The organism is Accumulibacter sp., from assembly GCF_029255145.1.
GTDB lineage: Bacteria > Pseudomonadota > Gammaproteobacteria > Burkholderiales > Rhodocyclaceae > Accumulibacter.
This window is the reverse complement of sequence record NZ_JAPUVQ010000142.1, coordinates 13,760-38,284: the sequence shown is the minus strand read 5'-3', so window position 1 is coordinate 38,284 and position 24,525 is coordinate 13,760. Positions and strand designations below refer to the sequence as shown.

Here is a 24,525-nt window from a genome sequence, read left to right as displayed (position 1 = left end):
CGTCGGATCAAGCATTGCTATCTAGGTGCTACATGAACTGCACGGTCCGCCAGGTGCGCTGGCTGGTGGGCCTTGTTCACGCGGTGCGGGCGCTCCCCGGCAGCACCGGATGCCGCCGCCCATTGTAGGGCGCCGTGCCTTGCCCCGTAAACATCGCTTGCTTGCCCTCTGGCGCATTGATCAGCTCAGCGGCCGTTACCAGCACGGATCGATGCGCTTTACCACCAGGATCTCAAGCGCCTGAATCCCCGATAAGCCGCCCGTGCAAGCACCCGCCCCAGGCTCAGCTGACGTTCCATCCATGATGCGAATTCGTCCGCCTCGACGACGAAATCGTCCGATGCATCGTCAGGCACCGCTTGCTCGCCGGCCGTTCCGTTCAGGATCGCCTGCAGCCGTTCGGGACGATGGAAGGTTTCGTACTGCCGGCGGCCAGCCCGGCCGGCCTGCACCAGGTCGCTGACCGTTACCGAACCGCAGTAAGCGAGCAAGTCCTCGGGGAAGCGCCAGCTGAAAGCCCCACGATAGGCCAGCCCGATCCCGCTCACAACCTTTGAAAAGATGTGCCGATGCAGGGCCAGGGGAATCCCTGCGCCCATCACTTCGATCAGCGTCAAGCCGCCGCCGTAGGGAAACGACGCTACGTAGAGATCAACGCGAAATTCGTGCAGCGCTTTCCAGACGCTGGGAACCCAGGGCGTGTAGATGAAGCGTTCAGCCGCAATTCCCCGGCGCTTCAAGCCACGGCGGATCCTGAACAGCGCCCAGGGGGTCAGGCGACCGATGTGGATATGTTTGCCGCCGGTCGCTTTCAGAAGCTCGGGAACGAGTTCGAGATAACTCACGAAATACGGCACTTCAACCTTGTTCGAGCGGGCCGCCGTGCAGGTGGTGAGCCGGCCAGCGGGCATGAACGGCCAGTCGCTCGGGCGATCTCCCTTGTCGTCGGCGGTCAGCGGGATGTAGGTGTTGTCGATGCCCAGCACCTCGCGGCAGGTGTGATAACCCATCGGGTGCAGGTCGATGTGCTGCAGGTGCGACAAGAGGACGCCCAGGCACAATTGATGGTCGCCGTGATGATAAAAGCTTCCATCAATCTTCATCGCCGGCTGTACCGCGGCGACCGCAACGCTGTCCTGATGGTGGTTGAACAGGTAGACCTTGTGCGGTCTGGTCTTCAGCAGGCGGCTTTGCAACCAGGTCAGGCGCTGCTGGAAATTGCCCGCGCCGGCGCCTTCAAGAAGCACTTTGGAATTCTTGCCGACACCGTTCAGCAGATAGTCGATATCCGACTTCCCGCCAAGATCGGTGGCCAGGATCAGATGTCGCGCTTCGGGTTGCGCGGCGATGAAGTCCTCGATGACGCGGGAGTGACCACCCGACTTCTGCAACCTGGTGACGATGTACACGACCAGCCGCGACTCGGGCGGGGGATCCGCGGCGTCGCCCGGAGGCGCGCCGATCGCCTCCAGGTTGGCTCTTCCGATTTTCTGGCAGAGCTCGTCGAGCTTCCTCGACCCATAGACCTGGGAAGTGCACAGCGGCTCGGTAATGATCCGCTCGACAAAGTCGTGGATGGCACGCAGTGCGTGATCCAGTTCACCCTGACCGATGGCGATCGCCAGCCGCTCGGTCAGGGAGTGCAGCGACTTGCAGGAATCACTGGCCAAGCATTTCCCCGTCGACAGACGCGAAGTTGCGTATCGCGTCGGCCACGCGCTCAACGTCGGCGAAGGTCATCAGGGGGTCCATTGGCAGGCTGAGGACTTCATTGGCCAGCGTCTCGCTGACCGGCAATTGCCGTCCGGCGAATTCCGGATAGCACCCTTGCCGATGTGGAGGAACCGGATAGTGGATCACCGTCGCTATCCCTTGCTGCTCCAGGTTCGCTTTCAGGGCGTCCCGATTCTTGCTGCGGATGACATAGAGGTGCCAGACGGGGTCGGCATCGTCGGGTACGGCGGGCAAGGAGATCGCGGTGTTCGCCAGAAGCTGCGAATAGCGGCCTGCGATCTCGCCGCGACGGACGTTCCAGCCATCGAGAACAGCCAGTTTCGTCCGCAGAAACGCGGCCTGCAGTTCGTCCAGGCGACTGTTGTAGCCGGCGAGATCATGCTGGTACTTCACTTTCGAGCCGTAGTTGCGCAACTGCCTGACCTGTTCGGCTATTGCGTCGTCGTCGGTCAGCACGGCGCCACCGTCACCGAGCGCGCCCAGGTTCTTGCCGGGATAGAAGCTGGTCGCCGCCGCAGCGCCAAGCGAGCCGGCGCGGCGCCCCTTGTAGCGGGCACCTTGCGCCTGCGCGGCATCCTCGATCACGATCAGGCCGTGTCTGGCGGCCAGTTCGTTGATGGGATCCATATTCGCCGGCTGCCCGTACAGGTGGACCGGAATGATCGCCCGAGTGCGCTTGCTGAGCGCTGCGGCAATCAGCCCGGGGTCGATGTTGTGCGTTTCGATGTTCGGCTCCACCGGCACCGGCGTCGCGCCGCACTCGGTCACTGCCAGCCAGGTGGCGATGAAGGTGTTGGAGGGAACGATGACTTCGTCACCGGGCCCGATGCCGTATGCCCGCAGCAAGAGATGGAGCGCTTCGAGCCCGTTGCCGACGCCGATGCAGTGCCGTACCTCGCAGTACCGCGCGAACTCGGCCTCGAAGGCTTCGAGTTCCGGGCCCATAATGAACCAGCCCGAGTCGACGACCCGTCGATAAGCCTCGTCGAGAGGGTCACGAATCGACCGATGCAGGCGCCCCAGGTCCAGAAACGGAAGCAATCTCATTTGCCTATCCTCTGCGCGTCGGCGACGAATTCGCCGTAGTCGCGGTAGTAATCGAACTCGTCGTAATAGTTCGAGGCCAGAACCATGCACACCGCACCCGATGAAAAATTATCGAGTTCGCGCCAGATCATCGGGCAGATATAGAGACCGTAATAGCTGCGATTCATGTGTACGGTCTTTTTCGCGCGGCCATCGTCAAGATGAATGTCAAATGATCCGGACATGGCGATGATCAGCTGGTGAAGAGCCTTGTGCGCGTGTCCGCCACGCTCGGCACCACCCGGAACGTCGTACAGATAGTAAACCCGGCGAATATCAAAAGGGATGTGGCGCCCGGCCTCGACGAAGGTCAGGTTGCCGCGCGGATCGTTGATCCGCGGCAGGTCAATCGTCTTGCAACTCTCGATCACGGTTGTTCTCCATTGTCCGCCGACCAGCCGGCGGCGACAGTCGCCGGATAACCGCGCGTGAAGTGGCGCGTCCAGGGGTACGCCGCGCGCCCGGAGTCATCCCGCAACTTGATGCCATGGGTACTGCCGATCACCCGCGCTGGCACTCCGGCGACGATCATGCTCGGCGGAACGTCGCGGCTGACGCAGGACTGTGCGGCAACCAGCGAGTGATGGCCGACGGTGACCCCCGGCAGCACCACCGACGCCGCCGAAATGCTCGCATAGTCCTCGACAGTACAGCCGATCAGGACATTGCTCGGTGGAGTCGGGTCGTTGGTGAGTACCACGTAGGGCAGGATCCAGACGAAATTGCCAATCGTGGTCTTTTTCCCGACAAAGACATTGGACTGAAAGCGAACGTAATCGCCAATCAGGCAATCACCCTGGATCTCGCTCAGGGTTCCGATCTGAAACCCGGGACCAGCGATCGTCTTTTCGCGCACGGTAACGTGATGACCGGTAGTCAGACCGGGGCCGAATGACGACGACTCGTAGAACACCGAGTGCGATCGAACCAGCGAGTCATCGGCGATCATCAGCGGGCTGCCATCGCCTAGCGCTGTCGCGATTCCCAGTTCACAGTAGGCGCCGATCCTGACCCGGTTGCCGATCACCACATGGTCGTGAATGATCGAGAACGGGCCGATCTCGACGTCGTCGCCAAGCCTCGCTCTTGGCGAAACATGGGCAGATGGGTGCACGCCGGTCATCTTTGTTCCAGGGCCTCCAATAAATCGGCAACGTCCGCTCGGGCGGCCGTGAAATTGCCGTGTATGCCAAGCTTGCTGACTTCGACGAGATTGCCGAGGACGTAGCTGACGCCGATCTGGAGGGGCGTCAGCATGTCGAACCAGTAGCGATAGATCATTTCTTCGTGCTTGGCCATGAATACCCCGACCTGCGTTCCGGGTTGGCAGAAAATGGCATTGGCCAACGCGGCTCCGGTAGGCGAAACGACTATCCTGGCGTTGGCGAACAAGCGCACCTGCTGCATGAACGACAAGGTCTCGGGCTGGATGATCGCGTAGCCGCTGGCGACCATCAGCCTTTCGATCTCGGCGCTGTTGGCGAGCATTCTCGGACCCGAAGCGCGCCGAATGAATATTTTTTCCGGCCACGATCCGCCTGCTGCTTTTCCCAGGTGCGTGGTCAGGCCGTGTCGGAGTCTCTCGAAAGCCGGCGGACTGAAGACGCCATGCGAATGTCCGGAAAGCCGGTTGCTGCGCCGTCCGAACGGCACATAGCCGGCCGCCGCGGTGACATGGAGTTGCTTGACGGTCAGCGCCCGGCCAACGCCAAGGGTGATGATTTCACGGTCAGTTCCGGCCACCAGCAGCAGGGACTCCATGATATTGGCGTGCAGCCCGCTATTGACCACCAGGGGCACGTCCTTGAAGCGCTCGTCGGTGCAGAACAGAGCAATCCGCGGCAAGACCTCGGTCAGCCAATGAGCATAATTGCCGGCGCAGGCGTCGACAAAGGTGGCGGCCAGCGGAACGGCTTCCGGTTCCTCATCATTCAACAGCCATCGGATGCGCCGACGCCGCGGAGAAATCAGGGTGCGACCGTGCAGTTCTTCGCTGGTGTAGTCGCGAGCGAAATCGTACAAGTCATGGCAGACAACGTCGTCGCGACCGACCAGGACGAGATTGGTGCCTCCGTAGGTGGTGGCGTCGTCGAGCGTCGCGACGATGATCTCGGGGAACTCGTACTGCGCATGCGGCGAAGCCAGGAACGCGCGATCGTCAGCCGGAAAGACGCTCGGCTCGGGTGTTTCAACGCGGCTTGCGGGGACCAGTTGGTCGGTACGAATCGCCATTTTCGTCGCGAACGCGCGCAGCGGCGTGAGCCGCCGCCAACGCCTGGCTTGCCCCCGCTTCCCGCGGGTGGCGATCTGATTGACATAGATCGGATAGCCGTGACGCCACAGCCATTGAACAGCCCAGCGAACGGCGGCGTAGGGCTTCAGATGTCCGATGTAGAGCCGTCCGAGCCATGACTCCCGCAACCGGACGAAGTTGTCGGGGCGCTTGCCGGGGACCGCTTCGACATTCCTGATCCGGCCGGACGAGGAACCGGCCGACGCCACTTCGTCCTCGGCAGGTGCGGGAACCCATGCGGGCGCGAGTGCTGCAGCCTCGCCATCACCTGAATCAGCTTGCGACGGGAGTAATGCCATGGTTCATTCCAGCGCTGCGGGTCAAGACGCCGGGCTGGTGCGTCGCGGGCGCAGCAGCGCGTGTACGGCGACCAGCAGCAGTCCGGGTTCGTCGGCACCTATCCATCGAGCTTGCCGGCCAGGTAACGTTCGACGATCTCTTCCGGTGGGCCATCGGCCACCAGCTTGCCGTGATCCATCCACAGGACCCGGTTGCAGAGTGATTTCACCAGCAGATGGTCGTGTGACACCATGATCATGATGTTCGCCTTGTCGATCAGGTCGTGCATTCTGGCCTTTGCCTTGGCCATGAACGCGGCGTCTCCGCCAGCAAAGATCTCGTCCAGCACCAGGATGTCCGGGTGCATCGCCGTCGCCAGAGAGAAGGCCAGGCGGGTATACATCCCGGTCGAGTAGTACTTGACCGGGGTATCGATGAACTCTTCCAGGCCGGCAAAGGTTATTACTTCCTGTTCGATGGCATTCAGCTGCTGCTTGCTGTAGCCAAGAATCGCACCGTTGAGGTAGATGTTTTCCCGGCCGGTGAACTCGGGATGAAAACCGGCGCCAATTTCGAGCAGCGGAGCGATTCGCCCAGCAACCGAAATCTTCCCGTCCGACGACTCATAAACCCGGCACAAGGCTTTCAGCAAGGTGCTCTTGCCGGCGCCGTTATGGCCAATGATACCTACACGATCGCCAGCCGTGATCTCGAAGCAAACGTCCTTTACTGCCCAGAAGTCGGAATAGGCGGTCGGGCGCTGCCGCTTGAAGAGGTTCGCGAAATACTCCTTCAGCGACGGCGAGCGATCGTGGTAAATACGGAATTTGATCGATAGATCTTCAACACGAATGCTTGACATGTCTGCCTACAGCCTGAAAACGATTTTCTTCTCGTGCCGTCTGAAAACCACCAGGCCAACGGCCATCGCCAGGCAAGCGAGAACGGTGGCGTGCATGATCACGCCAGCGCTGGGCAAGGTAGCCATATAGAGCGGGGCTCGGAACAACTCGATGAAGGGGACTACCGGGTTCAGACCAACCACCCAGCCGACTCGCCCGACCAGCGCGTCGTGCTGGTAAAGGATCGGCGTCAGGAAAAACAGTCCCTGCATGGCAATCAGAATCACATGCTGCAGGTCCCGAAAGAAGACCGTCGTGATCGATACGATCAGCGAAATCCCCAGGGCGAAGAGGAACAGCAGCAGATAGGCGATCGGCGTAAACAGTACAGCCCACGAGAGAGAGCCGCCAATCAGGATGATGATCGCGAACAACGCCAGGAAAGACAGCACGCTATCGATCACCAGCGCGACAGCAACACTCAGCGGGAAGACGATCTTCGGCAGGTAGATTTTCTTGATCAGCCCCTCATTGTTGATGAACGACGAGCCGGACTGGGTGACTGCCGAGTTGAAGAAATTCCACGGGATCATCCCGGCAAACAGAAAGACCGTGAACGTCTTCAGATCGGCCTTGAACAGCGCGGAGAAGACCACGGCCATCACCGACATCATCAGCAAGGGGTTGATCAGCGTCCATAGATAGCCTAGTGCGGTGCGCCGGTAGCGCAGGATCAACTGCTGCGCGACAAGTTGCTGCAGGACATTTCGGCTGTTATACAGTTCGCCGAAAAATGACCTGTCGTCAGCCTTGATCACTGTGCCTTCTCCCGCTGCGCGGTCGATCGATGGATTCCGGGCCGCAGCCCAAAGGCCGCGTGTCCGCCACGATCCTGCCCGTCGGGTGGCGGTCCGCGGTCGGCGGTTATCTCAGGGGTCTGCTCGCCCTGATCGACAAAGTCGTTCATCGCAGGCGCGGTCAGCGAAGCAAAGGCATCCGCAGGGTCTTCGCCGCCGCACCACCCAGTACCGGAGCCCCGCCCTCGCACCGCAAGTGAGATGACACCGTCGGCTCAGGAAATGTGAAGAATAGGGTCATCAGGGAGCGCTGCATGGATGTTCGGCCGACGCTGTCCATGATCAGCGACAGACGGGCCCACTCGACCCCCGTCCGAGTTCGATCTCGGAACTTCCGGCTCCGGCAAGGCACGGGGAACATGAGGTCGGGAGGCTGCTGGAGAACAAGACCTGCCGGGTGGGCAGGCCCTGTTCAGGCATTCTGGTGGCCAAGCGCGGAATTGAACCACGGACACGCGGATTTTCAGTCCGCTGCTCTACCAACTGAGCTACTTGGCCAACGAGGTCGGCAGTATAGCCAATCGTTTCCCGGTCGTCAAAGACTGCGTGGTCTACTTTCTACGCCTCCGGCGGTGGTGCCGATCCGGTGCACAAGGTACGGCGCTGGAGTCTCAGGTGGAAGGATCGTTCCAGTACCGCTCCAGGCAGCGGCGATAGCGGCCGTCGACGCGGCGCGCAAACCACTCGGTGCTCAGCTGCCGGCTGATCTTCGGGCTTCTCAGGTCGATCCTGGGCAGCATCTCGCGCGGTCTTCGCTCGCCGCCGGAGACGTCGGCGATGGCGTAGAGCCGCTGGTAGAGCGCCGACTGTTCGAAAGCAAAGGTCTTCTCGAGCTTGAGATCACGCTGGATCTCGGCCTCGCCGAGTTGCAGACGCGGGCGCAGGGCCAGCAGCGCCCGCTGGGTGTCGCTGGTCTCAGGTGCCGGAACACCGTCCTTGTAGCGCAAGAGGTCGCCATCGAGCGTCAGGCTCTGTCCGCCGAGTCGCACGATGGCATCCTGGAAGGCCGCGTTACGGCTGCTGTAGCGACCGGCGTTGAAATCGGCGAAGCGGTAGAGCATCTGGCTATAACTGGTCGGGTAGTCAAGCAGGATGGCAATTCCGAAGTAGACGCCGCCGCGGCGAGTGAATACCTCGTCGCGGACGCTGTCGCGGCGGGGGTAGGGATAGGGGCGCTTGCGGATCTGCTCCTCGGCGAACTCGACGCTGACCTGCATCGGCCCACCGGTACGGACCGGGTTGTAGCCGGCGAAAAGCGTCTTGCCGCCGGGCAGTTCGGAGATCATGTCGTTGTACAGCGTGTTCATCTGCTTTTCGGTGCGTAGCGCGTCGATTCGTGCCTTGTAGCTGCTGCCGTCGGGTGAGGACTTGAGCAGCGCAAGATCCAGGACGACTTTCGGAAGCGCGTACTTTTCGCGGCGTTTTTCGAGCTCCCTCCAGACCATGCCGGCCAGCCCGGGAACCGGCGGGTCAGCCTGGAAGCTCGACTCCTGGGCGATAATCGCTATCGCTGCACAGACGTTGTCGGGAGTTGGCACAATCCGCAGCGCCGCGAACGCCGTCACGATATCGCCCGCCCAGCCACTGCGGTCGCCGATGTTGGTCGGCAGCAGCCGGTCGAGCAGCGCGCGGCCTTCGCGTTCGCTCGGTTGGGCGGCTGCTGGCGGGGGCGGCGCTGGCGTTGGTCGCGGCGCGGTCGTCGCCGGTGGCAGAGCGGGTGGCGACGACCGTCCGGCGTCGGGTGGCGGTGCCGGAGCAGTGTCCGCTCGCGGGCTTGGTGACGGGCGCGACTCGTAGCTGCCGTCGGTGGCGCAGCCGGCGATCGCGGCCGCGATCAGCAACGGCCAGAACGATGGTCTGACGGACACGCTGGTCAGCCGGTGATGATCTTCGATGAGGGCGGCACCCCATCTGCCGGGACCGGCAAGGCAAGAGTGGCGCCAGGGTTCACTCGCCCATCACCCTGCCTTCACGGCGCGGGTCGGCGCCGCCGGTGTAGCCGTCCTTGCCTTTCCGAATCGCCTGCAGGCCGCTGCTCAAGTCGAGTTCCTTGACCTCGTGGCCGCGGCTTCTCAGGGCGTCGACGAAAGCCGGGCTGAAGCGCTGGTCTTCGAGCAGCGTCGGGCCGTTCAGCGAGCCGAAGTTGGGCAGGTCGATCGCCTGCTGCGGCGTCAGCCCCCAGTTCAGCGTCGCGTAGAGCAGTTTGGCCGTGTAGTGGATGATCATTGCCCCACCCGGCGAGCCGCCGCTCATCACCAGCTGGCCACTGTCATTGTCGAAGACCAGCGTCGGGCTCATCGACGAGCGCGGGCGTTTGCCGGGCTGGACACGGTTGGCAATCGGCGCGCCGCTGCTGTCGGTGGGGCTAAACGCGAAGTCGGTGAGCTCGTTGTTGAGCAGGAAGCCGCGCACCATCTGGCGCGCGCCGAAAGCGTCCTCGATGGTGCTGGTCATCGCCAGCGCGTTGCCCCAGGCGTCCACCACGCTGATATGCGAGGTGCCGTACTCCATCTGTTCCGGCATCGACGAATAGTGGGTGGTCGGTGGCGACGGCGTGCCGGGAGGCGCCACCCGCATGCTCTGCGGACCGATCAGCCGCGCCCTTTCGGCCAGGTACGACGGGCTGATCAGCGACTGCCAACTGCCGGCCGGTGCCGCGACGAAGTCGGGATCGGCCACGTAGCGGGCGCGATCGGCGAAAGCCAGGCGCGCAGCTTCGGTGTAATAGTGCATCCAGAGCGGGTTATCGAAGCGCAGGAAGCGCGCCTCGGTATCGTTCAGGATGCCGAGGATCTGGTCGATCGCGATCGCCCCGGAGCTCGGCGGCGGGACGCCGCAAATCCGGTAACTGCGGGCCTGCCGCATGCCTCTCGGCGCGTAGTCGGTGCACAGCGGCTGGCGCCGCTTGGCCTGGTACGCCGCCATATCGGCCATGCTCAACAGGCCCGGATTGTCGGGATGATCGTGCACCCGATCGACCACTGCCTGCGCGATGTCGCCTTCGTAAAGCGCCCGCGAGCCCTCGGCGGCGATCCGCCGCAGGACGTTCGCCAGCTCGGCGTTGCGCAATAGCGTACCGACGGCGCGTGGCTCGCCATCGCGCTCGTAAAAGTACGGGCCGGCTTTCGGATCCTTGCGCAAATGGCGGTCGGCCTTGAGCAGGCGGTACAGGCGCAGGCTGATCGGGAAGCCGTCTTCGGCCAGTTCGATCGCTGGCTCGAAGAGCCGCGCCCAGGGCAGCTTGCCGTACGCGCCGTGCGCCATCTCCAGCATCCGCACGGTTCCCGGGACACCGACCGCGCGACCACCGACGACCGCCTCGCGAAAACTCATCGGCTTGCCGTCCTCGATGAACAGCGTTTCGTTGACCGCTGCCGGCGCCGTTTCGCGACCGTCGAAGACGACCGTTTCCCGCCCATCGTGGTGCAGCAGGAAGGCGCCACCGCCGATGCCGCTCGACTGTGGTTCGACCAGCGTCAGCACCATCTGGACGGCAATCGCCGCATCGACCGCCGAACCTCCGGCTTGCAGGATTTCCAGTCCGGCCTCGCTGGCCAGCGGATGCGCGGTGGCGACGGCGAACTTCTGGCCGTGCCAGCCGGGCTGGGCGATCAAACCCGACGCGCCCTCCGGCTGGCGGAATTCGGCGCCGCCCGAGGCGCCCGGTCGGGTGGCGGACGGCGCGTGGCTGCAAGCGCTGGCCAGCAAGGCGCTGACCAGGACGACAAAGTGGAAACGTTTCATGGCGGGAGCTGGGTGAGCGGACTTCCGCTTTGTCTCATTCAAGCCGCCCAGGCGTCAAGAGGAAGTGCTCGACGGCGACCTCAAAGGTGACCGCGCCCCCTTGTTTTTGTCGGTATATCAGGATACGCTTATGGACATGATCAATGATCCCCGACCCGGATTGCCCTGGTGGCGCGCGCTGCTCGCGGCGCTGGCCAGCGCCGCCTCGCTCGCTGCCCAGGCGCAGCCGCTGCCGACGGTGGTCGTCGAGCCGCATCCGGTCGACCTGACGCTGCCCGTCGAGGCCGTCGTCGAGGCGGTCAACCAGGCGACGCTGGCGGCCCAGGTTTCCGGTCGGGTCGTCGAAGTGCATGTCGACGCGGGCCAGGCGGTACAGAAAGGCGAGCTGCTGATGAAGATCGATGCCCGCGAGGCCAGCGAGGCGGCGGCCGGCGCATCGGCGCTGTACATCAATGCCCGCGCCAGCTACCAGCGGACGCTGAGCCTGCGCCAGCAGGGTTTCGTCAGCCAGGCGGCGGTCGACAAGGCCAGGGCGGACCTGGACGCCGCACAGGCGGCGCGGGGACAGACTGCCGTCGGGGTAGGCCATGCGACGGTACGCGCACCGATCTCGGGAATCGTTGCCGAGCGCCTGACCGAGCTTGGCGAAATGGCGACGCCCGGCAAGCCGCTGCTGACCATTCACGACCCGGACGGTCTGCGGGTCACCGCCAGCATCCCGCAGTACCGCCTGGCGCAGATGCGCGGCGTCGTCCGGGCCAGGGTCGAGTTTCCCGAACTCGGCAAATGGGTCGAGGCCAGCAGCGTCACCGTGCTGCCGACCGCCGATGTGGCGACGCACGCCTCGCCGGTACGCGTTGGCCTGCCGGCCGGGATGGCCGGAATCGTCCCCGGCATGCACGCGCGGGTGCACTTCGTTCTAGGCCGCGCCAGCAAGCTCACCGTCCCGCAGGCCGCCGTCGTCCGCCGCGGCGCCGTGGCCGCGGTCTACGTCCAGCTGGCGGACGGCACGCTGAGTCTGCGCCAGCTACGCCTGGGCGAGTCGGTCGGTGACCGGGAAGTCGAGGTGCTGGCCGGTGTGCACGCCGGTGAGCGGGTGGTCCTCGATCCGGTCAAGGCGGCGGTCGAGCTGAAGTCCGGCAAGCGCCCGAGTTAGTAGCAATGGGCGTATCCGGCCGTATCGCCCGCTTCTTCGCCAGCTCGCAGATGACTCCGCTGCTGGCACTGGTCGCGCTGCTGATGGGCGTCTTCGCGACGCTGGTGACGCCGCGTGAGGAAGAGCCGCAGATCGACGTGACGATGGCCGACGTGTTCATCGCCTTTCCCGGCGCGTCGGTGCAGGACGTCGAGAATCTGGTGGCGACGCCGGCGGAACAGGTCTTGTCGCGGATGTCGGGAATCGAGCACGTCTACTCGGTGTCACGACCGGAAATGGCGGTGGTCACCGTGCAGTTCGCCGTCGGCGTCAAGTACATGGACGCGGTGGTTCGCCTGTACGACACGGTGAATTCGAATCGTGACTGGCTGTCGCCGAACCTCGGCGTCGTCGAGCCGGTCGTCAAACCACGCGGGATCGACGACGTGCCGATCGTCTCGCTGACCTTCTGGACTGCCGACCCGGCACGTTCGGCTTTCGACCTCCAGCAGGTGGCACGCGCCGCAGAGGTCGATTTCAAGCGGATCAAGGGTACTCGCGACGTGTCGACGCTCGGCGGTCCAGACCACGTCTTGCGGGTGTCGATCGACAGCGAGCGGATGAACGCCTTTGCCGTCACGCCGCAGGATCTGGCCGTCGCGCTGCGTCTCGGCAACAGCCGGGCGTCCTCCGGGAGCCTGGTTGCCGACAACCGCGAAGTGCTGGTCGAGACCGGCACCTATCTCGAATCAGCGGCCGACGTCCGGCAACTGGTCGTCGCCGTGCGCGGCAAGGCCGGTGAGCGCAAGCCGGTGTTTGTCGGCGACGTCGCGACTGTCGAGGAAGGTCCCGACCAACCCCACCAGTACGTCTGGTTCGGTAACCGCGACGGCGAGTTTCCGGCGGTGACGGTGCAGGTGTCAAAGAAGCCGGGAGTCAATGCCGCCGACGTCGCCAGCGCGGTGATCGCCCGCGCCGAGTCGCTCAAGGGGACGTTGATCCCCGAGGGTATCGAAGTCACGACCACCCGCAACTATGGCCGGACGGCGACCGACAAGGCGCAGAAACTGATCGGCAAGCTGGTCTTCGTGACCGCTTTCGTGATTCTGCTGGTGTTCTTTGCCCTGGGCCGGCGCGAGGCGCTGATCGTCGGCGTCGCGGTCAGCCTGACCCTCGCCGCAACGCTGTTTGCCTCGTGGGCCTGGGGCTTCACGCTCAATCGCGTCTCGCTGTTCGCGCTGATCTTCTCGATCGGCATCCTGGTTGACGACGCCATTGTCGTCGTCGAGAACATCCACCGCTGGCAGGCGCTGCAGCCCGACAAGCCGCTGCTCGAAATCATCCCGCTGGCGGTCGACGAAGTCGGCGGCCCGACGATCCTGGCGACCTTCACGGTGATCGCCGCGCTGCTGCCGATGGCTTTCGTCAGTGGCTTGATGGGGCCGTACATGAGTCCGATTCCGATCAACTCGTCGCTGGGGATGTTCATTTCGCTGGCTGTCGCCTTTGTCGTCACGCCCTGGCTGGCGGCACGGCTGCTGGCCACGACGCCGCACGCGGCGGTGGCCGGCGATGGCCCGGACGGCGCGCCGAACAGTGCCACCAGCACGCGCGGTCAGATCCTGCTGGATCGCCTGTTCCGCCGTCTGCTGACACCGTTTCTCGATCCGCGGCGAGGCGCGGCAGCGCGCCGCTGGTTGCTGCTGGCGATCATCTTGCTGATCGCCGGATCGCTGGCGCTGGCGGCGCTGCAACTGGTGGTCCTGAAGATGCTGCCGTTCGACAACAAAAGCGAATTCCAGGTGGTTCTCGACATGCCGGTCGGGACGCCGGTCGAGGAAACGGCACGCGTGCTGCGGGCGCTGGGTGCCGAAGTCGCCAGGGTGCCCGAGGTGAGCGACTACCAGGCTTACGCCGGTACCGCCAGCCCGATCAATTTCAACGGCCTGGTTCGTCAGTATTACCTGCGCGCGGCGCCGGAGCTGGGTGACCTGCAGGTCAACCTGGTCGACCACCAGCAGCGTTCACGCCAGAGTCACGAGATCGCGGTGTCGATCCGCGATGCGGTCGAAGCAATCGGCAGGCGTGCCGGTGGCAACGCCAAGGTGGTCGAAGTGCCGCCCGGGCCGCCGGTCCTGTCGCCGATCGTCGCCGAAGTCTATGGCCCGGATTACCGCGGTCAGAGCGCAGTCGCCAAGGAAGTGCGCAAAATCCTCGAGGCAACGCCCGATCTGGTGGCGATCGACGATTCGGTCAATGCCGGTGGCCAGCGGACCGTGCTGCGCGTCCGGCAGAACCAGGCGGCGATGCTCGACGTCAGGCAGAGCGACGTGGTTGACGTGCTGCGCATGGCGCTGGCCGGCGACGATGTCACGCCGGTGCATAACACCGGTTCGAAGTACGAGATTCCCGTCCGCCTGACGCTGCCGGCCGAGCAGCAGGGTTCGCTCGACACGCTGCTCAAGCTGCGCGTCCGCTCGCAAGAGGGGCGGCTGGTGGCCGTTTCCGAGCTGGTCGAAGTGCGTCAACTGGCGCGCGAACAGGTGGTCTACCACAAGGATCTGCTGCCGGTGGTCTACGTCGTTGCCGACATGGGCGGCAGGCTCGATTCGCCGCTCTACGGCATGTTCGCCGCGCGCAGCGAGATCGCCGGTCGGGCGCTGGAGGGGGTCGATCACGCTGCCGGGACGCTCGGTGAGTGGTTCATCACGCAGCCGGCCGCGCCGGACGCCGGATACAGCATCAAGTGGGATGGCGAGTGGCAGGTGACCTACGAGACCTTCCGCGACATGGGCATTGCCTACGGCGTCGGGCTGATCCTGATCTACCTGCTGGTCGTCGCGCACTTCAGGAGCTACCTGGTGCCGCTGATCATCATGGCGCCGATTCCGCTGACGGTGATCGGTGTGATGCCCGGGCACGCGCTGCTGCACAGCCAATACACCGCGACTTCGATGATCGGGATGATCGCGCTGGCCGGGATCATCGTTCGCAATTCGATCCTGCTGGTCGATTTCATCGCGCAGCAGGTCGACCAGGGAATCGACTTTCGCGAAGCGATCATCCAGTCGGCGGCTGTACGCGCCAAACCGATCGCGCTGACCGCGTTGGCGGCGATGCTCGGCGCGCTGTTCATCCTCGACGACCCGATCTTCAACGGGCTGGCGATCAGCCTGATTTTCGGCATACTCGTTTCCACCCTGCTAACGCTGGTGGTAATCCCGGTGCTTTACTACGCAGCCTTCCGAAAGGAGTACCAGACATGACTACCGATCGCGCCGTGCGCATCATGGCCGGCAGCTTCATCCTTGTCTCGCTCGCCCTGGGCGTCGAAGCCAGTCCGCTATTCGTCTCGAAACACTTCCTGTGGTTCACCGTCTTCGTCGGCGCCAACCTGCTGCAGAGCGGCTTCACCCGCTTTTGCCCGGCCGAGAGCATCATGGTCAAACTCGGCATGCGACGGCTCGACGATCCGTCGTGCCCTCGCCCGGGGTTGGGTCAGCGCTGAGTCGGGGAGTCGCGGCCCAAGCTCTGACTGCGAGTGGGTCGTCAGCGGCGTTCACGACTTTTGCTCACGGCACACGTAGCATGTCGCCGGCAACGCTACGGAGCACACCACATGTCCGCTTTGTTGAACGGGTTGGAGCGAAAAGCTTGCGCGCTGTCCCCGGAAGAGCGTGCTCATTTGGCCGAAGTTCTTCTCGAGGCCCTGCCTGATCCGTCGTCGTTCGAGCTTGAACGCCAGTGAATGTGATGGCGCCACGCCGGCCAGCGCCGCACCTGGTAGTCAGGCATGCTGCTGGCACGCTTGGCATTGCCCATGGAATTCACAATTCCATGAATGGATTGAAGAATCTTGACAGCATAGATCTTGTTACATGACCCAGTCCGATGATGTGAAACGAATCCGGCAAGGTAGAACTAAGTAACCAGCTTGAGGCCCAGGATGCCGGCGACGATCAGCCCGATGCAGAAGAAGCGCGCCAGCCTGGCGGGCTCCTTGAACACCACGATGCCGAGCGCGAAGGTGCCGACCGCGCCGATGCCGGTCCACGCGGCATACGCGGTGCCCATCGGAATGCTCAGCTGCGCGTACAGCAACAGTGCGCCGCTGGCGACCATGCAGACGATGGCGAAGCCGATCCAGCCCCAATGCATGCCGCGCTCGGTCTGCCCGAGCTTGACGCCGACCGGCCATCCCCACTCGAAGACGCCGGCGACGAGGAGTGCTACCCAGTCCATTGTTCGTGGCGCCTATTTTGAAGCGATCTTGAGGCCGACGATGCCGGCGACGATCAGGCCCACGAAAACAAAGCGCTCGATGCTCGCCGCCTCGCCAAAGATGGCGATGCCCAGCAGGAAGGTGCCGACCGCGCCGATGCCGGTCCATACTGCGTAGGCGGTGCCCATGGCGATCCGACGTTGGGCGATCAGTAACAGCGTGCCGCTCGCCGCCATGCTCGCGGCGGCAAAGGCCAGCCAGCCCCAGAGCGCCCCGGTGTCCGACCAGCCGAGTTTGAGGCCGACCGGCCAGCCCCATTCCAAGACACCGGCGATGACCAGCGCTATCCACTCCATGATCATCAGCCTCCGGCGTCGTTTGCCGACGACTCGGCCGCGCTGTCGAGTGTTCCCGGATAAAGGCGCTCGAGGATCGTCCGGGCGATTTCGTCAATTACCGCCCGAGCACGCGTGGCGATGACGATCGGGGCCTGGCCGGGATCGTGCACCGACCAGCTCGCGATTAGCGCGTCGCTGGCCTCGGCCACTGCCGCGCTGACCAGAGGCGGCCAGAATGGGGGATACTCGGTCTCGCGCCATTCGCCGCGCCCACGCCCGTAATGCGCCACCGCCAGGTAGCGCAGCAGCGAGCTGACCACGAGTTCGACGAGAAAGGTGTCGTCCCAGCGCAAGGTGGTGCCGCGGCGGCCGCGCGCGATGTTGACGCCGCGCGCGATACCGGCCCCACCCAGCGCGCCCAGGACCGCGCCGGTAAGCATGCCGGCGCCGAGGGTGAGTCCGGCGTGCGCGATGTCGACACCAATTCCGGTCAGCGCACCGGACAGCGCGCCGCCCATCAGCGCCGCTTTCTTCTCGTTGACCGGCGCTTCGAGGGTCACCGTGCGCGCCATCCGTCGCAGCAGATCTTCGCTGGCCTGGCCAGCGAGTTGGTGAATGCCGATCAGGCGATCAAGCGCCGCCCTGAGGTCGGCATCAACACGCCCGCCAAGTGCCCGCAAAGCGCTCGCCTTGTCTTCGTCGCCGTCCTTGTGGCCCACCCCCATCGCCCGGCCAAGATCGCGCAAAGCGCCCTTGATCCGCGTTTCGGGCAGTGTTTCGATGTCCAGCGAGGCGCGCGCCACGGTCTCGGCGAGGACGCCCATCGAGGCGTCGAATTGCGCCTCGCGGCGCTGCTGCCAGGCGTCGATCAGGCGCGAACAGGCGGCCTCGCGTGTGGCTGGCAGTGCCTTTCGGACTTCGCGCAGGAGGGTGATCTCCTGCACCCAGCAGCGTGCGAAAGCGTCCAGTGGCAGCACCGCGCGAACGACCTGGTAGCCGCCCATCAGCTGTCGCCAGCGATCGAGCTCGGCGGCCTCTTCGTCGCCAGGCCGGCTGCGGCCAGTCTGGTTCAGGAGAACGATCACCGGTTTGCCGATCCACTCCAGGACGGCCAACTCGGGTTCGAGGTAGCCGGCGTCGGCCGGCTCCTCGGAGGCGTTGACCAGATACAGCACGGCGTCCGCCTGGTCGCGGACATTGGCTACCGCCTGCTGCGAAAACCAGAACGAACGATCGCGAAAGCGATCCCATACCTGTCCGAGGAACCAGCCAATCGGGTTGCCCTGCTGACGCAGACGTTTGGCAAGCCGCGCGCTGTCGCCAAATCCCGGCGTGTCCCAGAGTAGCAGTTCGTCGCCGGCGGGTGTGCTGATCAGCGAATGGGCGGTGTTGTCGATGGTGACGTGCGGCGCGTCGCGGATTTCACCGATGTCGCGCCCGAGCAAGGTGCGCGCGAGCGTCGTCTTGCCGGCGTTGGTGTGCGAAATCAGTGACAGGGAGATCAGACCGTCGTTCATCACGAGCCCTCCAGGCGGCGCTCGATCTCGCCTTGTGCCGAGGCCAGATCGGGCTGCGCCAGATCAACGAATACCGGTGCCATGCAGCGGTCGGCCTTGCCAGTGCTTTCGGCGAAGGGGGTGGCGGCAGCGAGTTCGGCCCGCCATGCCGAACGGCGCTCGTCGAGGCGCTTGCTGTCAGCGTCGAAGCGGGCGTGCCACGGGCTTTCGTCGACCAGCACCAGCAGCGGCGCGCTGCCGCCGGCAGAGCGCAAGGCACTGATGAAAGCGCCCTGCGTTTCACGTTCGGGGGTCGCTGCCAGGCTGAACAGCGCGACCGTCGGACCGCTGCCGTCGGGCCGCGACGCAGGCGGCAACGAATCCTCCTGGCCATAGCGCACCGGTGTCGCACAGATCATCGTCGCGTGGCTCCCGAAAACCCGGTTGGCCAGGAGCTGGAGCCCGGCCATCGCGGCCGGCAGGGGGCGGTAACTATAGGGAACTACCTTCAGATGAACCGGGCCGGCGTGGTAGCCGTGCAGCAGTCGCTGGTAATACGGGTCGTCGAAGCGGGTAATCAGTTGCCTGGACCGGCGTCGCTCGACCAAGGCGCTAAGCAGCCCAAGAAGAACTCGCGGCACGACGACCACGACGACGATGGTTGCCGCCAGCAGGTGCAGCCAGGGCGCCGCATTCGCGGTCGCCGGCGCGGCCCCGGAACGAATCGCGGCCAGGGCGTCGACGTCGGGCAAGGCCCCGCCGGTAAGCCACAAGCCAGGCGCCAGCATCACCGTCAGGATGCGGTGCGCGGCCTCGGCGCCGACGAAGGTGCTTTCCCAGGCCGCGCGGTATTCGAAGGCGAACCCTCGCAAGTAGAGTCCGGCGATGATCCCGACGGCGAACAGCGCCGCGGAGAAATGGAGGATGCGTTCGGCGCGAGCGGCATGCAGCGGCGCCGCGGTTGTGCTCCAGTCGCCGATCAGGCGGGCCAGCACCGCTGCCGGGATGTGCGCCCCGCGCTGGCGCAGCGATCGTTCCGGAGCCAGTAAGCCACCGCCGAGAAGGCGGCGCAGGGGCCCCGGCTGGCGGCTCGGAGTTCTCCTGCGCCAACGCCAGCCGACGACGATCAGCAGGTAGACCGCCAAGTTCCAGGTCAGCAGTCCGATTACCGGTGGCGCCAGGAGATTGACCTCTCGCCCGGAGCCGATACGGTCGCTGGCGACGCCTGCAAAAAACGCCACGGTCATTACGAGTGCCCCGATCCACGGCCGCCACACGAGGCCGTCGACGACCTGGGCGAAGCCGGCGTCGCGGGCCCGCAGACGCTCCAGCGCGAGATCTGCGCGGCGGGCGACGAAGACGGCGGCGCTTGCCGCCTCGCCGACGACTTCCGCCGCAGCCTGGCTGGCCCACGAGCGATCGCTGTCGGTCCAGGTCTGACGGTCCGCGTCGACGGTCTCAAGCGCCCGTAGAGCCGTGGTCAGCAGGGCGTCGCGTTCATTCATCGTCCGGGGCACAAAGGTTGGGGATGGTGGGCACCGGCCAGAGTGTCTCTGGCCCGCTCGGCCCTGTCAACCGCAGTCAATCGCCGCACTCGGGCCCGGGATTGCGACCAGACGCGAGCCCGGCGCATCTGCCGAAAGGCCAGCACCACCGGCGCCGCGAGCCGCCCGCGCGCACCTCGCAAGTCGCGCGGAACAGCGAAATCGCTGGCCTTTCAGCTGCTTGTGATGCTACCTTGCGGATCTCGTCAAGTACTTGAGGCTAGAGCGTGAGGCGGTATCACCCGATCATCATCACTGTCCTGGGCACCATGCTGCCCGCCTGCCTGACCACGGCACCGCAGCCGGCGGCACCGGGTCGTCAGCCGGCGGTCCGCAGCGAGGGGCAGCAACTGAAGTTCCAGCTGGCCAGCGGGGTCTATCGTTGCGAGGCCGGACGCAGGGTCCAGGTCCAGCGCGACGCGATCAACAGCAATCTGATCGAGCTCGGCTGGCAGGGCCAACGCCGCACACTGCTGCGCTACGACTCGACCTCCGGCCTGCCGCGTTACGAAGACCGGCAGAATGGCCTGCTGTGGATAGACCTGCCCTGGAAGAGCGTGTTGATGGATGCCAGGACCGGGCAGCCGCTGGCCAACGAGTGCAAGCTGGGTTAGGTCGCCAGCGGGCTCGCCATCGGCGGTGACGGATGGCTGTTCCGGTCGGCTGCCACCAGCCCGGCAAGGGCCTCTACCAGGGAGCGCTGCCAAACGCCTTGACAAAGTGCTTGGCGATCTCGCTGCGAGTCGGGCGATGGTTCTGGCCACCGCGATGGGCGATCTTGATCGCTCCCATTACCGCCGCCAGCCGGCCGGTCTGCTGCCAATCCCAGCCGGCAGCGATGCCGTACAGGAGGCCCGAGCGGTAGGCGTCGCCGCATCCTGTGGGATCGATAACAGCGTAGGGTTTGACGCAGGGAATCTCGTGCCACCGACCGCCGGCGTGAATGCGTGAACCCTCGCCGCCGAGGGTCACGACCAGCGCTTCGACTTCTCCAGCCAGCTGTTCGAGGGATTGACCCGTCCGGTCGCACAGCAGCTTCGCTTCGTAGTCGTTGAAGCAGGCGTAACTGGCCAGCTTCATGAACTGCATCAGGTCGTCGCCCGAGAACATCGGCAAACCCTGGCCGGGGTCGAAAACGAAGGGAATGCCCGCTGTCGCTAGGTCCCGGGCGTGCTGCAGCATGCCGTCGCGCCCGTCAGGGGCAACGATCCCGAGCGTTGCGCCCGGCGCATCGCTCACCCGGTTGAGGTGCGAATAGGTCATCGCGCCGGGGTGAAACGCGGTGATCTGATTGTCGTCGAGGTCGGTAGTGATGAAGGCCTGCGCCGTAAAGCTGTCGGCGATCCGCCGCACGTGCGCCCGCGATAGTCCGAGGTCGTCGAGTCGCAGCAGGTAGCGGTCGGCGTCGTCGCCGACGGTGGCCATGATCAGCGGGTCACCGCCGAGCAGCTTGAGGTTATAGGCAATATTGCCGGCGCAACCGCCAAACTCCCGCCGCATCTCGGGAACCAGGAAAGCGACGTTGAGGATGTGGATCTGCTCGGGCAGGATATGGTTCTTGAAGCGATCATGAAAGACCATGATGTTGTCGAAGGCGATCGAGCCGCAAATGAGTGTGGACATGGATTTTTTGGCAATCTGAACGAGGTGTTGAGGGGATGGAATCTGCCGCCGTTGCTGATCGGTTCCGATGCTCGCCCCCAAGGTGGCGATTACGGATAGAAGACGTACAGCCGGTAGCCCGCCGCGTTGACCGTCTTGGCGTCAAGCGACAGGCGAACCTCGACGTCGCCATTGGCGCGGAACGACTTGTCGGCCAGCGCGCTCGCCGGGAGATACTCTTCCGGCATGAAGACGCGCCGGGCAACGGCCTTGTCGTCGGTATCGGTAAGCGTCAGTTCGATCGCCGGGTAGGCTTGCGCATAGCTGGCGCGGTTGCGTAGTGTTGCCTGCAGGGCCAGCAGCTTGCTGCGCCCCGGTTCGCTCTGCAGTTCGGAGGTCTCGATGCTCACCAGGTCGGCGTGACGCGGCAGCGGGATGTCCGTACCGAACGCTTCGCTCAGCATGGTCAGTGCCGGTCGCAGGGTCGGCGCGATCAGGACGATGGTGCCGCGAAAGTGAAAGGCCAGCTGGCCGACCAGCAGCAGCACCAGCAGCACGATGGCGATCAGGAACGGCCTCCTCGGCCACCTGACGTAGCTGGCGAAGTCCCTGGTCTTGCGCGGCGCGACCGTGCCGTCGGCGTCGCCGTTTCCCGCGGCGCCAGCGGCCTCGTCAGGTGTGGCGGCCGACCAGTCGGCCTGCGCGACAGGCTGTGGCGCCACTACTGAGTCGGGCAGCGAGTCGGCGGTCATGCGGGCGGGGGTGGTGTCGGCAGGGGCTTGCTCGGCAGGGCTTTCATCAGCGGCCGCGATCCCGGCGCCGGTGCCCGTCTCCTGCCTGCGCAACAGAACCGCTACCGTGGGGGTGACCGACGTTGCGGACAGCACGGCAGCCTGCTCGCGAGCCAGCGACTCAGTCGGAAGCGGCGCACCGATGATCGGTTCGCTGTCGTCGAGCAGACTTTCGAGGGCGCTGAATATCTTGCGGCATTGCCCGCAGCGCACTTTGCCGGCGCGCGCCTTGAGTTGCTCGGAGGTGACGCGAAAGACGGTCTGGCAGCCAGGGCAGCACGTTTTCATCAGCTATTCCTTTACGCCGGCGAGGCAAACCCAGCCGTCGCGCGTATCCGCAACCCGCAGCGGCAGGAAGGAGGCGTAGGCGGCGATCAGTTCATCGGCCTGCTCGCACAGGATCCCTGACAGCGCCAGGCTTCCGCCCGGGCGCACATGGGCACAGACCGCCGGCGCCAGTACCTTGAGCGGATTGGCCAGGATGTTGGCGACGACGATGTCGAACTGTCCTGCCAGCGCACGTTCCGCATTCTGGAAACGTGCCCCGACTTGATTGCGCTCGGCGTTGCTGATCGAAGCGCTCACCGCCTGCGGGTCGATATCGACGCCGAGCACCTCGGTCGCGCCGAGCCGGGCCGCGGCGATGGCCAGAATCCCGGAACCGCAACCGTAGTCGAGAACCGACTGCCCGGGGGCGACGCAGCGCTCCAGCCATTCCAGGCACAGGCGAGTCGTCGGATGCGAGCCGGTGCCAAAAGCCATTCCCGGGTCGAGCACCAGGACGATCGCCCCGGGGTCGGGAGCCTGGTGCCACGAGGGAACAATCCACAGCCGTTCGGAGACGCGAATCGGCTCGAACTGGGCCTGCGTCACCCGCACCCAGTCCTGATCGGCAATCTCCTCCCGGGTGTAGTCGGGCACCTCGTCGAGTCCGGCGGTCGCCGCGCAGACGGTGACCAGGCGCGCCGCATCGGTTTCCGGCGTGACCAGCGCGACGACGCGGGAGCGCTCCCAGCCTGGCCGTGCGATTGATCCGGGCTCGCCGAACTGCGGGGTTTCATCGGGCGTCCCGGCGTCGGCGTCCTCGATGCTGGCAGCCATCGCGCCTTCGGCCAGCAGCGCGTCGGCCAGTGCTTCAGCGTGCGCGCCGTCGGTCTGAATACTGAGTGATAGCCAGGGCATGATGATTGGCGCCGGTCAGCTGCCCTTCTGGACCTCGTTCTTGGCAGCCAGCCGCTGTTCGAGATAGTGAATGCTGGTACCGCCTTCCATGAAACGGGCGTCGTGCATCAGTTCCTGATGGAGGGCGATATTGGTCTTGATGCCTTCGATGCTCATCTCCGACAGTGCCGTGCGCATCCGACGGATGGCCTGGTCGCGACTGTCACCGTAGGAAATCACCTTGGCGACCATCGAGTCATAGTGCGACGGAACCGTATAACCCTGATAGATGTGCGAGTCGACACGGATGCCCGGGCCACCGGGCGGATGATAGAAGGTGATCTTCCCCGGCGACGGCACGAAGGTGAACGGGTCCTCGGCATTGATTCGGCATTCGATGGCGTGACCGCGGAAGTCGAGATCGCGCTGCTTGAAGCGAAGTCGTTCGCCGTTAGCGATGCGAATCTGCTCGGCGACAAGATCAACGCCACTGATCAGTTCGGTGACCGGATGCTCGACCTGGATGCGGGTGTTCATCTCGATGAAATAGAACTCGCCGTTCTCATAGAGAAATTCGAAGGTTCCCGCGCCGCGATAGTTGATCCGTCGGCACGCTTCGGCGCAACGTTCGCCGATACGCACGATGTAGCGCGGCGGGATGCCCGGGGCTGGCGCCTCCTCGATGATCTTCTGGTGGCGGCGCTGCATCGAACAATCGCGCTCGCCAAGATAGACCGCATTCCGGAAGCTGTCGGCAAGCACCTGGATTTCGACGTGCCGCGGGTTTTCCAGGTACTTCTCCAGGTAGACGTTCGGATTGCCGAAAAAAGTCTGCGCCTCCGCGCGGGTCATGGTCACCGCATTGGCCAGTGCCGCTTCGGTATGGACGACCCGCATCCCGCGACCGCCGCCGCCGCCGGCAGCCTTGATGATCACCGGGTAACCGACCTCGCGGGCAAGGCGCAGGATTTCCCTGGGATCCTCCGGCAGCTCCCCCTCGGAGCCGGGAACGCAGGGAACTCCGGCCGCGCGCATGGCGATCTTGGCCGATACCTTGTCGCCCATCAGGCGGATGGTTTCCGGGCGCGGACCAATGAAAACAAAGCCGGACGATTCCACTCGCTCGGCAAAATCGGCGTTCTCGGAAAGAAAACCATAGCCCGGGTGTATCGCTTCCGCATCGGTGACTTCGGCCGCCGAGATGATCGCCGGGACGTTGAGGTAGCTCAGCGCGGAAGGCGGCGGACCGATGCACACCGATTCGTCGGCCAGCCTGACGTACTTGGCTTCGCGGTCCGCCTCCGAGTGCACGACCACGGTCTTGATGCCGAGCTCGCGGCATGCACGCTGGATGCGAAGGGCAATCTCTCCGCGATTGGCAATCAGGACTTTCCCGAACAT

Annotated in this window: 22 protein-coding genes and 1 tRNA gene; 5 read left to right on the top strand and 18 right to left on the bottom strand. The window is 64.7% G+C overall.

All coding sequences use genetic code 11. From position 1 onward, the window contains the following. Window positions 1-218: 218 nt before the first annotated feature. From Q1L50_RS17510 to ggt, 10 genes are all read right to left on the bottom strand, one after another. Complete coding sequence (locus Q1L50_RS17510; RefSeq protein WP_300341281.1) at window positions 219-1,670, bottom strand: hypothetical protein; 1,452 nt, start codon at window positions 1,668-1,670, stop codon at window positions 219-221. Beyond that, a complete protein-coding gene (locus Q1L50_RS17505) occupies window positions 1,660-2,781 on the bottom strand; it encodes a DegT/DnrJ/EryC1/StrS family aminotransferase (RefSeq protein WP_300341278.1) in 1,122 nt (373 codons plus the stop codon). The genes Q1L50_RS17510 and Q1L50_RS17505 overlap by 11 nt, the downstream gene beginning before the upstream one ends. Continuing rightward, window positions 2,778-3,191, bottom strand: a complete 414-nt coding sequence (locus Q1L50_RS17500; protein ID WP_300341275.1) for an FdtA/QdtA family cupin domain-containing protein — start codon at window positions 3,189-3,191, stop codon at window positions 2,778-2,780. The genes Q1L50_RS17505 and Q1L50_RS17500 overlap by 4 nt, the downstream gene beginning before the upstream one ends. After that, window positions 3,188-3,943 (bottom strand): N-acetyltransferase, encoded by a 756-nt coding sequence (locus tag Q1L50_RS17495; protein ID WP_300341272.1) that lies wholly within the window; start codon window positions 3,941-3,943, stop codon window positions 3,188-3,190. Before Q1L50_RS17495 ends, Q1L50_RS17500 begins: the two co-directional genes overlap by 4 nt. After that, the gene (locus Q1L50_RS17490; protein WP_300341269.1) at window positions 3,940-5,412 is read right to left on the bottom strand and encodes a glycosyltransferase family 61 protein; all 1,473 of its coding nucleotides are present in this window, start codon (window positions 5,410-5,412) and stop codon (window positions 3,940-3,942) included. The genes Q1L50_RS17495 and Q1L50_RS17490 overlap by 4 nt, the downstream gene beginning before the upstream one ends. A 98-nt stretch (window positions 5,413-5,510) precedes the next feature. After that, on the bottom strand, window positions 5,511-6,254 hold the full coding sequence (locus Q1L50_RS17485) for an ABC transporter ATP-binding protein (RefSeq protein ID WP_300341266.1): 744 nt from the start codon (window positions 6,252-6,254) through the stop codon (window positions 5,511-5,513). 6 nt (window positions 6,255-6,260) lie between these two features. Next, window positions 6,261-7,052, bottom strand: a complete 792-nt coding sequence (locus Q1L50_RS17480) for an ABC transporter permease (RefSeq protein WP_300341263.1) — start codon at window positions 7,050-7,052, stop codon at window positions 6,261-6,263. A 461-nt stretch (window positions 7,053-7,513) separates the two neighbouring features. Next, window positions 7,514-7,589 (bottom strand) — tRNA-Phe (locus Q1L50_RS17475). Between the two features lie 113 nt (window positions 7,590-7,702). After that, window positions 7,703-8,959 carry a DUF1615 domain-containing protein gene (locus Q1L50_RS17470; protein ID WP_300341261.1) on the bottom strand — a complete coding sequence of 419 codons (1,257 nt, stop codon included), beginning with the start codon at window positions 8,957-8,959 and terminating at the stop codon, window positions 7,703-7,705. Between the two features lie 79 nt (window positions 8,960-9,038). Then, window positions 9,039-10,835, bottom strand: a complete 1,797-nt coding sequence (gene ggt / locus Q1L50_RS17465) for a gamma-glutamyltransferase (RefSeq protein ID WP_300341258.1) — start codon at window positions 10,833-10,835, stop codon at window positions 9,039-9,041. Between the two features lie 130 nt (window positions 10,836-10,965). Between ggt and Q1L50_RS17460 the strand changes: the two genes are divergently transcribed. The 4 genes from Q1L50_RS17460 (at window position 10,966) to Q1L50_RS17445 (ending at window position 15,718) form a co-directional block, all read left to right on the top strand. Next, window positions 10,966-11,991 carry an efflux RND transporter periplasmic adaptor subunit gene (locus Q1L50_RS17460; protein WP_300341255.1) on the top strand — a complete coding sequence of 342 codons (1,026 nt, stop codon included), beginning with the start codon at window positions 10,966-10,968 and terminating at the stop codon, window positions 11,989-11,991. A gap of 5 nt (window positions 11,992-11,996) precedes the next feature. Beyond that, window positions 11,997-15,236, top strand: a complete 3,240-nt coding sequence (locus Q1L50_RS17455; RefSeq protein WP_300341252.1) for an efflux RND transporter permease subunit — start codon at window positions 11,997-11,999, stop codon at window positions 15,234-15,236. Further along, window positions 15,233-15,478: a DUF2892 domain-containing protein gene (locus Q1L50_RS17450; protein ID WP_300341250.1), complete on the top strand. Its 246-nt coding sequence runs from the start codon at window positions 15,233-15,235 to the stop codon at window positions 15,476-15,478. Before Q1L50_RS17455 ends, Q1L50_RS17450 begins: the two co-directional genes overlap by 4 nt. A gap of 111 nt (window positions 15,479-15,589) precedes the next feature. After that, window positions 15,590-15,718 (top strand): hypothetical protein, encoded by a 129-nt coding sequence (locus Q1L50_RS17445; protein ID WP_300341247.1) that lies wholly within the window; start codon window positions 15,590-15,592, stop codon window positions 15,716-15,718. Window positions 15,719-15,891: 173 nt separating this feature from the next. Here Q1L50_RS17445 and Q1L50_RS17440 read toward each other — a convergent pair whose 3' ends face one another. The 4 genes from Q1L50_RS17440 to Q1L50_RS17425 are packed head-to-tail and all read right to left on the bottom strand — an operon-like array spanning window position 15,892 to window position 19,531. Beyond that, window positions 15,892-16,212 (bottom strand): multidrug efflux SMR transporter, encoded by a 321-nt coding sequence (locus Q1L50_RS17440; RefSeq protein WP_300341245.1) that lies wholly within the window; start codon window positions 16,210-16,212, stop codon window positions 15,892-15,894. A 12-nt stretch (window positions 16,213-16,224) separates the two neighbouring features. Then, window positions 16,225-16,548, bottom strand: coding sequence for an SMR family transporter (locus tag Q1L50_RS17435; protein ID WP_300341294.1), 324 nt, complete (start codon window positions 16,546-16,548; stop codon window positions 16,225-16,227). Between the two features lie 5 nt (window positions 16,549-16,553). Further along, the gene (locus Q1L50_RS17430; protein ID WP_300341242.1) at window positions 16,554-18,047 is read right to left on the bottom strand and encodes a DUF3482 domain-containing protein; all 1,494 of its coding nucleotides are present in this window, start codon (window positions 18,045-18,047) and stop codon (window positions 16,554-16,556) included. Then, window positions 18,047-19,531 (bottom strand): DUF2868 domain-containing protein, encoded by a 1,485-nt coding sequence (locus Q1L50_RS17425; RefSeq protein ID WP_300341240.1) that lies wholly within the window; start codon window positions 19,529-19,531, stop codon window positions 18,047-18,049. Before Q1L50_RS17425 ends, Q1L50_RS17430 begins: the two co-directional genes overlap by 1 nt. 266 nt (window positions 19,532-19,797) lie before the next feature. Between Q1L50_RS17425 and Q1L50_RS17420 the strand changes: the two genes are divergently transcribed. Beyond that, entirely contained in the window at window positions 19,798-20,184 is a 387-nt protein-coding gene (locus tag Q1L50_RS17420) for a hypothetical protein (protein ID WP_300341237.1), read from the top strand. A gap of 73 nt (window positions 20,185-20,257) precedes the next feature. On the opposite strand, the gene Q1L50_RS17415 is transcribed toward Q1L50_RS17420, so the two are convergent. The 4 genes from Q1L50_RS17415 to accC all read right to left on the bottom strand — a co-directional run bounded on the left by Q1L50_RS17415 (window position 20,258) and on the right by accC (window position 24,525). Then, on the bottom strand, window positions 20,258-21,193 hold the full coding sequence (locus Q1L50_RS17415; RefSeq protein WP_300341234.1) for a carbohydrate kinase family protein: 936 nt from the start codon (window positions 21,191-21,193) through the stop codon (window positions 20,258-20,260). An 89-nt stretch (window positions 21,194-21,282) separates the two neighbouring features. Next, the gene (locus Q1L50_RS17410; RefSeq protein WP_300341231.1) at window positions 21,283-22,251 is read right to left on the bottom strand and encodes a DUF3426 domain-containing protein; all 969 of its coding nucleotides are present in this window, start codon (window positions 22,249-22,251) and stop codon (window positions 21,283-21,285) included. A gap of 3 nt (window positions 22,252-22,254) precedes the next feature. Next, complete coding sequence (prmA, locus tag Q1L50_RS17405) at window positions 22,255-23,145, bottom strand: 50S ribosomal protein L11 methyltransferase (protein WP_300341228.1); 891 nt, start codon at window positions 23,143-23,145, stop codon at window positions 22,255-22,257. A gap of 15 nt (window positions 23,146-23,160) precedes the next feature. After that, window positions 23,161-24,525: an acetyl-CoA carboxylase biotin carboxylase subunit gene (gene accC, locus Q1L50_RS17400; protein ID WP_300341225.1), complete on the bottom strand. Its 1,365-nt coding sequence runs from the start codon at window positions 24,523-24,525 to the stop codon at window positions 23,161-23,163.